General features: G+C 40.6%; 9 protein-coding genes. 1 reads left to right on the top strand and 8 read right to left on the bottom strand.

Annotated elements, in window-relative coordinates; translation table 11 throughout:
• Positions 1 to 873: 873 nt before the first annotated feature.
• The 8 genes from HMPREF9420_RS02995 to HMPREF9420_RS02960 form a co-directional block, all read right to left on the bottom strand.
• Positions 874 to 2,538: an AMP-binding protein gene (locus tag HMPREF9420_RS02995; protein ID WP_044079053.1), complete on the bottom strand. Its 1,665-nt coding sequence runs from the start codon at positions 2,536 to 2,538 to the stop codon at positions 874 to 876.
• Positions 2,539 to 2,585: 47 nt separating this feature from the next.
• Positions 2,586 to 4,256, bottom strand: coding sequence for an AMP-binding protein (locus tag HMPREF9420_RS02990; RefSeq protein ID WP_007133939.1), 1,671 nt, complete (start codon positions 4,254 to 4,256; stop codon positions 2,586 to 2,588).
• Positions 4,257 to 4,349: 93 nt separating this feature from the next.
• Entirely contained in the window at positions 4,350 to 5,597 is a 1,248-nt protein-coding gene (locus tag HMPREF9420_RS02985; protein WP_007133938.1) for an ABC transporter permease, read from the bottom strand.
• A gap of 48 nt (positions 5,598 to 5,645) precedes the next feature.
• On the bottom strand, positions 5,646 to 6,854 hold the full coding sequence (locus tag HMPREF9420_RS02980) for a pyridoxal phosphate-dependent aminotransferase (protein WP_007133937.1): 1,209 nt from the start codon (positions 6,852 to 6,854) through the stop codon (positions 5,646 to 5,648).
• Positions 6,855 to 6,952: 98 nt separating this feature from the next.
• Positions 6,953 to 7,627 (bottom strand): YggS family pyridoxal phosphate-dependent enzyme, encoded by a 675-nt coding sequence (locus HMPREF9420_RS02975; RefSeq protein WP_007133936.1) that lies wholly within the window; start codon positions 7,625 to 7,627, stop codon positions 6,953 to 6,955.
• A 6-nt stretch (positions 7,628 to 7,633) separates the two neighbouring features.
• Positions 7,634 to 8,161 (bottom strand): DUF4494 domain-containing protein, encoded by a 528-nt coding sequence (locus tag HMPREF9420_RS02970; RefSeq protein ID WP_044078718.1) that lies wholly within the window; start codon positions 8,159 to 8,161, stop codon positions 7,634 to 7,636.
• A 240-nt stretch (positions 8,162 to 8,401) separates the two neighbouring features.
• Positions 8,402 to 9,376 (bottom strand): DUF6261 family protein, encoded by a 975-nt coding sequence (locus HMPREF9420_RS02965; protein WP_007133933.1) that lies wholly within the window; start codon positions 9,374 to 9,376, stop codon positions 8,402 to 8,404.
• Between the two features lie 124 nt (positions 9,377 to 9,500).
• Positions 9,501 to 9,734, bottom strand: coding sequence for a hypothetical protein (locus tag HMPREF9420_RS02960; protein ID WP_044078717.1), 234 nt, complete (start codon positions 9,732 to 9,734; stop codon positions 9,501 to 9,503).
• Positions 9,735 to 10,322: 588 nt separating this feature from the next.
• Between HMPREF9420_RS02960 and HMPREF9420_RS02950 the strand changes: the two genes are divergently transcribed.
• Positions 10,323 to 13,274 (top strand): outer membrane beta-barrel protein, encoded by a 2,952-nt coding sequence (locus HMPREF9420_RS02950; RefSeq protein WP_007133931.1) that lies wholly within the window; start codon positions 10,323 to 10,325, stop codon positions 13,272 to 13,274.
• Positions 13,275 to 13,357 lie beyond the last annotated feature (83 nt).

Raw genomic sequence — 13,357 nt, 5'->3', positions numbered from 1 at the left:
TTCTGCCGCGCCTGCAGGTTTCGAACCAACTCCTGTTAGTCCTGCTCCAGTAGGTGGTCCGGCACCTGTAGCTTCACAAGAAAGTGCAGAAGGAGAAAGCGCAGATGATCTGCCTTTCTAAGATAGAATAAATATTTAATTAGTTCAGAATGTAGGGGTGTGTCATGTATATGTGATGCGCCCCTTTTTCATTTTATGTCACGTTTTCAGTCTGTTTATAGTTTTTAGAATGGCATAATGATGATTGATTCTGAAGATTTGCTCTTCAAATTTCACTTACTTTTATTGATAAAAGATATCAGATAAACGGGTGTGTTTTTTAAGATTGTATTCAAATTGAGTTTGAAGGTATGTGCATAGAGTATAACTATACAAAATAAACTGATAGGTTTCACACAATGATATGACTCATATTGCGGGCTAAAATGGCTTGAATTATTTACTCATTTCAGGCAGATAAGATTTCGGATAATTCTCTATTGAATGATGAAAAAATAGAGTTTTTGAAACACTTAAATACTTATTATTTAATTTCCTGATTATAAGCTTGTTATAAATCTGTGTTTAAGAAGATTCTTAATGGTATGAGTTGGCTGTTATTAGGTGATTATTCGATGATAAAACAGCTATATTTTGTGTATTCAATATAAAATAAAATGGAGGTGGAAATATAAAAAAGGCAAGAAAAATAAATGTGCTCAATGATGATTCTGCTTTGTTGTGGGCATAATAGAGAAGTGATTTTGTTCATGTTTTTCTGTCTTCTCTGCGTATGCTTTTATTCAAAGTCACATGCACTTTTATTTCTCCTGTCTTTAATTTAATCTTTTATTGCTTTATCTTTGCTTTGATTTCTTTTATTGAAAATCTTGTCTATTTCTGATAAAGATATCTCTTAATACTCTTTTTGGGTGTTTTTTCAAACTCTTCTTTGTGGATGATAATAGCCGAAAGTTTGCAATATGCAGGCTGAGTTTGATTGAGTTCATTGCGGTTTTGTTCCATGATGGTTTCCAAATCTTTATCACTCAACCCCATACTCTTGGCTTCATCATAGTCAGGATGCACTAAACCCACGAGCTTATCTCCATCTTGAATCACGACACTTTCATTGACAAGAGCCATTGAGTTGAGTCGGTCTTCAATCTCTTCTGGATAGATATTTTGTCCGTTTGCACCAAGTAGCATGTTTTTGGAACGTCCCTTGATGAAGATATTTCCATGGGCATCTTTAGTACCGAGGTCTCCTGTGTGATACCATCCATTAGCATCAATGGTCTGTCGGGTAGCTTCTTCATTCTTATAATACCCCAACATGACATTCATCCCCTTTGCAAGAATCTCGCCAGGAATATTTTCTGGGTCAGGACTATCAATCTCCACTTGCATGTTTACAACAGCCCGTCCGCAACTTCCTGGTACAAAGTCTTTATAATCTGAATAGCAAATGATAGGTGCACACTCTGTAGCGCCATAACCAACTGTGTATTTGAAGCCTATCTGATGAACGAAATGTTCTATCTCTTGGTTAAAAGCGGCACCACCGATGATAACTTCATAGAACTCTCCTCCAAATGCATTTGATACCTGTTCACATATCTTTTCACGCACCTTCTTAGCCACAACAGGCATGTGAAGAAGCATACGCATGCGATTATTCTGTATCTTTGGGAATACTTTTTTACGTATAATCTTCTCGATAACCAAAGGTACACTGATGATGATCTTCGGCTTAACCTCACTAAAAGCCTGTGCAATGATGGCAGGACTTGGTACGCGTGTGAGATAGAATACATGGCAACCTTTACAAAATTCGAAGATAAACTCGAAGGCCATACCATACATGTGAGCCATTGGAAGGATGCTAATGATGCTATCTCCAGCCTTGACAACCTTTCCTAAAACTTGTTCAGCGAAATATTCATTGCTCCATAATGCACGATAAGGAATCATTACACCCTTTGAGAATCCTGTTGTTCCGCTGGTATAATTGATAAGAGCCAACTCGTCGGGAGACTTTTCAATATAATAGTTTATATGTTCTTTACGATAGTATTTTGGGAACTTTTTTCCGAACATTTCATTCAAATGCTCACGTGCATAGGTGAGTTTGTCTGTACGGGAAAGCACAAGCGAATAGTCGGGGATATAGATAATGCCTTCGAGTGTGGGCATCTTTGTTGGGTCAATCTGTGTTGCCACTACATCACCTACAAAGAGAAGACGAGCCTCACTATGGTTAACGATGTTGTGCATCTGCTCGGGTGTGAATTCATGGAGAATTGGAACAGCCACGCATCCATAGGTAAGTGTAGCCAGAAATGCTACAGCCCAATTTGCACTATTACGCCCAGCTAAAGCAATCTTGTCTCCTTTGACCACACCACTGCTTTCAAACATGATATGAAGTTTCTCGATTTTACGAGCTACATCATGATATTGCAGGGTCGCACCTTTGAAGTCTGTGAGTGCGTCTCTATCCCAATTGTCTATGATAGACTGCTGTATCAGACTATTAAAACTTGGTATTTGTTCCATAATGTTGTCTTTTTTTTGAATTACTTTTTGTTTGGTAATCAATTGTTTTATTGGATGGTATTTTGATAAAGATAGCGTTTAATGCTCTTTTTGGGAGTCTTTGCAAACTCTTCTTTCTGTATTTGAATCGCTGAAAGACTTGCATATTTGGGCAGAATTGCATTTAGTTCATTACGATTTTGCTCCATAACTTGTTTTAAATCATCTTCACTGAAATTCAAAGATTCGACTTCTTCGTAATCAGGATGAACGAGTGCAATGATTTTTTCACCTTTTTGTATGACAAGACTTTCATTGACTAAGGTCATCGAATTTAGCTTATTTTCAATTTCTTCGGGAAAAACGTTTTGCCCGTTTGCACCGAGAAGCATGTTCTTAATACGTCCACGGATGAAGATATGTCCGTCTTTTGACATCGTAGCTAAGTCTCCTGTATGAAACCATCCGTTCTTATCTATGACGGCATCTGTAGCTTCTTGGTTCTTGTAATATCCTAACATGACATTCTGTCCTTGTGTAATAATCTCACCAGGAACAGTCTCTGGGTCATTACTGGTTATCTTCACATCCATGAATTTCACGGGCTTTCCACAACTTCTTGGAATGAAATCATGCCAGTCAACATAAGTAATTAGTGGGGCAGTTTCAGTGGTTCCATAGACCATAGTGATAGGAAATCCGATGTTGATAAGGAAATCTTCTATCTCTTTATTTAGCCCAGCACCTCCTACAGCAACCTGATACATTGCACCACCAAACTCCGCCTGTACGATATCGAGAATGCGTTGCTTAACTTTTTTGTTGATAACAGGCATTGTCATCAATAGCTTATAGATGTTGCTTTGAATCTTTGGAAAGACATTCTTGCGGATAATCTTCTCAACAACTAATGGTACCGAGAATATCATTGCCGGGTGGATTTCAGCAAAAGCCTGTTGAATGAGCGTTGGACTTGGTAGTCTTGTGAGGAAATAAGTATGGTTTCCAAGGCAGAATTCGAGTATGAGTTCGCACATCATACCATACATGTGTGCCATTGTAAGAATGGCTAAGACATTACAATGCTTGGGTATCTTTGAACCAATTACTTCTTCTAAGAATAGATAATTGCCAGTCAATGCACGATAGGGGAGCATCACACCTTTCGAGAATCCTGTTGTTCCGCTTGTATAATTGATTAAAGCTAACTCCTCAGGTTGGTCTTGATGATAGTGGATATGTTCTTGTCTAAAGTACTTTGGATATCGTTTTCCAAAGATTTCATTGAGATATTCACGTGCAAACGTAAATTTCTCAGACCGAGAAAGCACAATAGAAAAGTCTGGTAAATATAGGATTCCTTCAAGTGAAGGCATCTCTTCAGCATCAATTTCCTTTGCAACAACATCTCCTACAAATAGAAATCGAGACTCGCTATGATTGACAATATTATGAATTTGTTCGGGTTTGAATTCATTTTGAATAGGTACAGCAACAGCCCCATAGGTCAAAGTGGCTAAGAATGCAACAGCCCAATGAGAACTATTTCGACCACAAATAGCAATCTTATCGCCTTTATGTAGCCCACTGTTCTCAAATAAAATGTGCAGTTTTTCTATCTTTCGGGCAACATCATGAAATTGAAGCGTGGCACCTTTGTAGTCTGTCAAGGCGTCTTTATCCCAATTATTGATGATGCTTTGTTCTATAAAGCGGTTGAAATTTGGTTGTGAGTCCATTGCACAATATCAAAATTTTTGTGCAAAGATAGTTCTTTCTTTGCACATCTCAAAACTTTATGTGCACTTTTTGTTTCCTATATTAGATTTTATTTACTCGTATCTCATGGACTTTGCAGGATGGATATGAGAAATCAAATAACTTGGAGCGATGAGCACAAAGAGGCTGATGAGTAGGGTGGCAACGTTCAAAATGATAAATAAAGGGATATTATACTCCACGGGGACTGTACTCACATAATAAGTTTGCGGATTGAGTTTGACGAGTCCTGTGAACTGTTGAAGCGTGATAAGGCCAAGTCCAATCAGGTTTCCAACCAACAAACCTTTGCCTATAATGAATGCCGCAAACCACATAAATGTGTGTCTGATAGTTTTGTTTCGTGCGCCTAAAGCTTTCAAAATGCCAATCATCACAGTACGTTCCAAGATGATTATTAGTAGTCCGGATATCATAGTTACTCCTGCTACGGCAATCATCAGTGCGAGGATAACCCATACATTTAGGTCGAGTAGGTCAAGCCAAGAGAAGATTTGAGGGCAAAGTTCACGGATTGTCTTTGAAGAATATGTCTCACCATAGTGGTCGAGTGTGCGGTTTACCTTTTTGATGACGAGATTCTCCACATTATCCAATTGGTTGAAGTCCTTGACAATGAGTTCTGCTCCAGTAGCCTGATCATCATGCCAACCATTGAGTTTTACAATCGTATTTAAGTCTGCAAAACAAGTAATGTCGTCATATTGTGATAGATTCGTTTGATAAATACCTTGGATCTTAAATCTTCTTGTGCGTATTCCATCCTTATCTATGAAATAACTATAAATTTTATCATTGACTTTTACGCCTAACTTGGCTGCAATGCTTTTCGAAATGAGGATATTATTGTCCGTTGTCGTATCATTAAAGCGTGGGATGCAGCCTTGAACTAAATTATGATGAAGAAATGTTGTGTCATATTCGGGACCGACACCTTTGAATACTACTCCCAAGAAATCATTGTCGGTTTTAAGTATTCCTTGTTTAAGTGCGTAGCGTTGAACATGTTTAATGCCAGGAATAGACTTCAATACTGTAATCATGGAGTCATCCATCTGAATGGGATAGGAGTCACCTGTCTGCAAGGTCATAAAGTCTGAAACCTGAATATGGCTACCAAATCCAATCACTTTGTCACGTATTGTATGTTTGAATCCAAGTACGACACTCACCGAAATCAGCATTACTGCAAGTCCGATAGCTACACCTGCTGTTGCAATGCGAATGGCAGGGCGTGACACTTGTTTTCCTTCGGTCTTGCCACCATAAATTCTCTTGGCTATGAAAAATGGTAGATTCAATGTTCTTTTATCTATTTCTACAACAAGTTTATCTTTCTTTTTAGCTTTTTACTCTTCGTCAACGACGCGTCCCGGATAAGCTTCGAGTGCTTTTCGCAGTACAACCAATGCACGCTCGAGATCTGCTTTCTTTAGCACATAAGCGATTCGCACTTGATTAATCCCAGCGCCTGGCGTTGTATAAAAACCTGAAGCAGGAGCCATCATCACGGTTTCGCCTTCATAATTGAACTCCTCAAGACACCAACGACAGAATTTTTCGCTGTCATCAACAGGGAGTTTGGCAACCGTATAAAATGCGCCCATAGGAATTGGAGAATATACTCCCGGTATACGATTTAGACCATCGATGAGGCATTTACGACGCTCAACATATTCATCATATACATTCCGATAGTATTCTTCTGGGGCATCAAGTGATGCTTCTGCAACAATCTGTCCGATAAGTGGCGGAGAAAGGCGTGCTTGACAAAATTTCATGACGGCTTTTCTCACTTCTGCATTCTTGGTTATCAATGCACCTACGCGGATACCGCATTCTGAATATCGTTTTGAAACGGAATCAATGAGAATTACATTCTGCTCAATCCCTTCCAAATGGCAGGCACTGATATAAGGTGAGCCTGTGTAAATATATTCGCGATAAACCTCATCAGAGAACAGATAAAGGTCATATTTCTTCACGAGATCGCGGATTTGATTCATTTCGCGACGCGTATATAGATAACCGGTCGGGTTATTTGGGTTGCAAATCATGATGGCACGTGTGTGCTCATTGATTAGTTCCTCAAACTTCTCAACTTTGGGTAATGAGAAACCTTCTTCGATAGTTGTAGCAATTGTGCGTATGGTGGCGCCTGCACTAATGGCAAACGCCATGTAGTTTGCATAAGCTGGTTCTGGAATGATAATCTCGTCGCCAGGATTCAAACAACTCATAAAGGCGAACAGCACAGCCTCGCTTCCGCCTGAAGTGATGATAATGTCATCAGCCTCAACGTTGATGTTATATTTCTTATAATATCCGGTTAACTTCTCTCGATAGCTTTGATAGCCTTGACTTGGAGAATATTCCAATAGCTTGCGATCGATTTTCTTCAATGCATCGAGGCCGCATTGTGGCGTAGGAAGATCGGGTTGTCCGATATTGAGGTGGTAAACCTTTGTGCCGCGTTGTTTTGCTGCTGTTGCGAGAGGGGCCAGCTTCCTGATAGGTGATTCTGGCATCTCTAATCCGCGTACTGATATATCTGGCATAAATTTGTTTTATTTACGATGGTTTTTCCCCACCATGATTTATCATTCTGCCTGCAAAGGTAGTTATTTTTTTTGATTCAAATTCGTTTTCGATGATACTAATAAACGCGAGGACCGAATATCGTTGTGCCTACACGAACCATTGTAGAACCATGCTCAACTGCAATCTTATAGTCGTGGCTCATGCCCCAAGAGCACTCCTTGAAGTCTTTTTCTTTTGAAAAATATTGGTTTTTTATCTCATCGAAGAACTGTTTTGCGGTGTCAAACTCGGCAGCAATCTGCTTTTGATTGTCGGTGTTGCTCGCCATCATCATCAAACCACAAATTTTCACATGCTCAAGTTCGCGCCAAGTTCCTTCTTCCAACAGCGCTCTACAATCTTCAATTGTGAGTCCATATTTTGTCTCTTCTTCTGCAATGTGAAGTTCTAAGAGCACTTTTATGACGCGATCGTGCTTGGCTGCCTGTTTATTGATTTCTTTGAGCAGCTTTAAACTGTCTACGGCTTCAATCATCGAAATATATGGAGCAATATACTTCACTTTGTTGGTTTGCAGATGGCCAATGAAGTGCCATTGGATATCTTTTGGTAATTGCTCAACCTTTTGTTTCAGTTCTTGTTCGTGGCTCTCTCCAAACCGCCGTTGACCTTCAGCATACGCCGCTTCGATATATTCGCAAGGATGATATTTGCTGATGGCAACCAATTCTACTCCTTTAGGCAGGTTGCCTATCACTTCATGCAGATTTTTTGCTACATCAACATTCATACGCTTCTATTCTGTTGCTGTTTGATTGTTTTGCTCTTGAGTTTCATACTCAGGAACATCATCGCTGTGCGTATCCTGATTCAATTTTGAACTATTATGCTCAAATACGTCCATAATCTGAGTTTCCTGAATAGCCACAATCACATAATCGATCATTGTCTTGCCCATCACTTCTTCAATGTGTTTCACTGCGGATGGAACATTGTGGGCCTGTACCAAATAAGTGATGGTTGAGCGTTTTTCTTTCTCCGTTTTTTCATCTATCGTAATGAATTGCAGTTTGCACTTATACCATTTGTCATCTGTATCGACATCGCTGAAGAAAATCTCACCATAAGCGGCAGATTTAAGGTCGGTTACTTTGAATTCCCCACTGATATACACACGCATCTCTTCGATGATGGTATTTTCCGCCTCCGTGAAACTCAATGCATCAACGACATAACTTTCCGACACTTTTTTTTGCATGCCGTCTTCCATTGTCTTCTCGTAACGTATTTTGGCTTCAAACCAAACTGCAGTTCTGCTTCTCATTGTCTTAATCTTTTGTTTTTTGTTGAGCAAAGTTATAAAAGAAAAATGAATTATGCAAATTTTTTGAGATTTCCAGGATACAATCCGTGGGCGAGGTTCAGTCGGTTGCTCGTTTGCCTCTTCAAACGATGGTTTATAATCGTTTTATCCAAAGAATCTGAAGAGAAACCAATAAAAAAGCGCACAATCGCAATCGGTTGTACGCTTTTCTTGTAGGATTCATTCAGAACGAGCCGTTTTTTACTTCTCCGCAGGTTTTTTCTTGATTGTTATCGTCTTTTCGATGACCTCCAACACCCCGTCTTTGTCCACGCTCACCCAAATTGTCTTGGGTTTGCCATCGGCTGTCGTCTGTCCGGCAATGGCTAATTCATAATGGCGTTTAGAACCTCGCCCTTCGGCTTTTCCTGTAAATTTGAGACTGTTTTTTGCCAAATTCAGCTTCGTTTCTAATGCGTCGAAACCTGGTTTCAGCAGTTTTTCTTCAGTGGCTGCACGTTTGTTTTGGGCACTTTTCGAATTACCCTCGCGGTGAGCCACTGTCGCACGGAATTTGTCAGTGTTTGCATTATATTTGGTGATAAGCACATCCAATTTTGGCGTTTCGGGCTCAAGATCGGCGAGCGCATTGATGCGAAGTGCAACCGCACTCAGTGCCTTGTCGGTGGCTGCGCGCAACGCTTTGATATCATAAGTTCCCGTGGGAATAACCGTCTTCAACGCATCAAGATAGCGCTTGTCGAAGGCTTCGTTGGCTTTCGATAGTCGCGTGATATGCTCCGTTGCAGCAAGTTTCGTCACAGCTTCAGCGAGCTTAGCATCTTGCAGATCAGCCACAAGGTTTTTTATCAAGGCCGATTCTTTGTTATAGTTCGACGTGGTTACTTTTGGGTAGCGCGACATCACGTTTTCCATTTTTTGAGCCGCTTTTTGTTCATCAATGTCTTCGGAGAGCAAATTCATCTCCACCAACAACTGCAGTGCGCGATAGGCATGGTCTCGTGCGCGGTCGAGCGCCTCCAAATCAGCCGTTCCCTCTTTTTTCCTTGGAATATTCAGCGCCTTGTCTTCTTCGGCAACAGCATCCTTCAAGGTTTTCAACAAAGTTTTAAGTTTTTCGATGCCCGCCTCTTCACAAAGTTTAATAACTTGTGTGGCGAACTGGTAATGCTCCATGTTGTGAAGCGATAATTTTCGTACTTGTTTTATTTCCATATATTTTCAATTAAAAAGATTAATAAATATAGTGATTAACGTTTATATCTCAGCAATTGCTTCTTGCAATCTGATGATTGCCCTATGTTCTTTATCAGATTTGCAGGCGTTTTTACATCTTAACTTAAGTTTTCTTATTAAAATCATGCGATTTCTGTTCATCTACTCCGGGTGTTTTGTCAGAATCATGCGATTTCTGTTCATCTACCCCGGGTGTTTTGTCAGAATCATGCGATTTCTGTTCATCTACCCCGGGTGTTTTGTCAGAATCATGCGATTTCTGTTCATCTACCCCGGGTGTTTTGTCAGAATCACACGATTTCTGACCATTTACCCCAGGTGTTTGAATAAAAATCATCAAATTCTGATTATCTACCCCAGGTGTTTCATCAAATTTAGTAGAAAACCGATGATTAATCCCCGTTTCTAATCTAATTTGTATTTGACATGTTTCTTAAACCGATGCCGAAATTTTGTTATATATTCTATTTTATGCATATTAATGAGTTTTTCAGATTTAGACTTCTTGTTTCTAACTATTTAATGCAAATGCAACGAGCGTTTATTTCAAATCGTGAACATTTACTATTGTTTGCAAAGATAATAGTTTCTGTTGGTAAATCAAAATTTTTGTCATTGGTTTTATTTTCTTTTTGGGAATTCATTTGCAATTGTTTCTGTTCAGAAATGGGCGGAGGTGGGGCGAGAAACGCTGGGATATGCGGTGTTTATGGGCAAAGATAGATTTATTTAACATGAAGATTTGTTGTCGGTAGGGATTATTTGATTAATTTTGCGCCAATCGCATCACTTTTCAATCTTTATCTGAAAGGATGTGGCCTTATATATATAAAGGTGGATAACGATTTGAAGATAATGTTGCGGTTTGTGTCAGTTTGAGTTAGACTTTTGAAGATAAATTGAAATTTATTGTAGCGCAATTTACATGAGAAGATTTTTGTTATTGTTTTTCTCCATAATCGTGTGGCTCCCTGTTTTTTCGCAGAGTAGGGAGATTAGCGGACAGCTTTCTGACCGCGATACCAAGGAGAGTATGGCGCAAACGACTGTGCAGTTGCTTCGTGCCCGCGATAGTTCGTTTGTATCGGGCACTCTTTCTGACAATGAAGGTAAGTTTAAGCTCAGCGCGCCTGCCGATGGTCGTTATCTCGTTAGGATTACGAGCGTAGGATATAAATCGGTGATTAAACACGCTAATGTAGAGAATGGAAAAGATGTGATTTTGGGTTCCATCGTCATGGGCGCCGATGCCGTGATGCTAAAAGGGACAACAATCACTGGCCAGGCAACAAAAGTTTCGCTCAAAGAGGATACTTTTGTTTATAACGCTTCTGCCTTTCGCACTCCCGAAGGTTTGACCATAGAAGAACTTGTGAAACGACTGCCGGGCGCGCAAGTGTCGAGTGACGGAAAGATAACTGTCAACGGAAAAGAAGTGAAAAAGATTCTTATCGACGGAAAAGAGTTTATGACTGGCGATACGAAGACGGCATTGAAGAACATACCAAGTTCGGTGATTAATAAAATCAAGGCTTATGACCAAAAGAGCGATATGGCCAAAGTGACGGGCATCGATGATGGCGAAGAGCAAACGGTGCTTGATTTTGGAATGAAGGATGGCATGAATAAGGGCAGTTTTGGTAATATTGACTTGGCAATCGGCAGCCAGCGGCGTTATGCGGAGAAAGCCATGGGCGGATGGTTTAACGGGAACCACAGGCTGATGATGTTTGCCAACGCAAATAACGTCAACGACATGGGCTTCCCTGGTGGCGGATTCCGCGGCTTCGGTGCAGGTCCGCAGGGATTAAATGCGTCGAAGATGCTCGGTTTAAACTATAATTATGAATTGAAAGACCGGTTGCAGATGGATGTTTCGGTGCGTTGGAATCATTCTGATGGGGATGTGAACGCCTTAGGCTCAATGGAGAACTTCGTCAGCAGGATAGGAGCATTTTCAAACAACAATAGCTCAACCCTCTCGCGCAGTAACTCGTGGGATGGCCAATTGCGGTTGGAATGGACGCCCGACACGATGACAAATATCTTGTTCCGCCCACAATTCACTTACAATCGTGGGGATAATCTTGCGCACAGCCTTTCGGCCACGTTCAGTAAAGACCCTTATCTGTATGTTGCTAATCCACTGCTGGCAGATGCCATCACAAGGCTCGATGCTGAAAATCTGATGGTGAATACGCAGGAAAATAGTGGCATAAGTGACAATTCGAATAAGAGTTTAAGCGGAACATTGCAATATAATCGTAAGTTTGGAACAAAGGGACGCAACGTGACCTTGCGCGTGGGTGGAAACTACGGGTCGAGCGATGGCCACGAACTCACGCTGAATAATATCCATTTATATCAGGTTCAAAATGTTTTGGGGCAAGATTCGACATATCAAACTAATCGCTGGAAACTTGTACCTACCACAAACTATGGGTATAAACTCAAATTTGCCTATAGCGAACCCATTGCGCGTGCGACATTCCTTCAATTCTCTTATGAGTTTCAATATAAATATAGTAAGAGCAACAGAAAGACCTATGATTTTAGTAATTTAGGCGAAACATTCTTCAGCGGTTTGCCTTTTGACTACAGAAACTGGAATAGTTATCTTGGCAGGTTGGCCAATCCGCTCGATGACTACTACGATCAACGTCTGAGTAGGTATTCTACGTATAGAAACTATATCCACGAGTTTCAATTGATGTTGCGTCTCATTAGAAAGAAATATAATTTGAATGTCGGCGTGATGTTGCAGCCACAAAAGTCGAAATATCTTCAGAACTATCAAGGAATCCACGTAGATACGATGCGCACTGTGACAAATTTCTCGCCGACACTTGATTTCCGTTATCGTTTCAACAAAGTGAGCAATCTACGCATCAATTACCGCGGTACAACGTCACAACCGAGCATGTCGCAGCTGTTATCTATCACCGATGATAGTGATCCGTTGAACATTTCGAAAGGAAACGCCGGTTTAAAGCCATCTTTTACAAACAATTTCCGTCTATTCTACAATAATTATGTAGAAAAAAGACAACGTGCAATAATGACCTTTGTCAATTATAGTAACACGCGCAATAGCATTAGTAATAAGGTTACGTATGATGAGCGTACGGGAGGGCGAACCATTCAACCCGAAAATATCAACGGAAATTGGAATGCTATGGGTGCATTTATGTTTAATACTGCAATAGATTCGGCTGGCTTCTTTAATGTCAACACATTTACAAACGTCAACTATAATCATTACGTGGCGTACCTGGCATTAAATTCAACCTCATCATCAGTTAAGAATATAACGCGGTCGACCTCTCTCGGCGAGCGTTTGGAGACCAGTTACAGGAATAGTTGGTTAGAATTGGCTGTCGATGGGTCGGTAAACTATATGCACAGTAGAAATCAACTTCAACGGCAGAGTAATCTCGATACGTGGCAGTTCTCTTATGGTGGCTCGGTGAATATTTCCCTTCCTTGGGGCACAACGCTTGCAACAGATTTGCATAATAACTCTCGCCGAGGCTTCAACGATGCGTCGATGAATACTAATGAATTGATTTGGAATGCGCAAATCTCTCAAAGTATGCTGAAAGGCAGGCCACTATCAATCAGTCTTCAGTTCTATGATATTCTCCACAAACAGAGTAACTTCAGCCGTAGTGTAAATGCGCTGATGCGTACTGATACCGAGTATAACAGCATTTACAGCTACGCAATGCTCCACGTCATTTATCGATTTAATTTGTTTGGCGGAAAAGAAGCGCGCAAAGATATGCCCGGTCCACCGATGGGTGGTCGTGAACGACGAGGAACTCCACCGCCATCTTCTGGTGGGCGCGGCGGCTTTGGTGGCCCACCAAGATTCTAATCAAAAGTGGAAAGAACTTCTAATAAATGTTTTGAGAAACGAAAAAAGGACACTCGATAAGCGGGTGTCCTTTTATATTGTTT

Source organism: Segatella salivae DSM 15606, from assembly GCF_000185845.1.
Lineage (GTDB): Bacteria > Bacteroidota > Bacteroidia > Bacteroidales > Bacteroidaceae > Prevotella > Prevotella salivae.
This window is presented reverse-complemented; position numbering and strand designations above follow the sequence as displayed.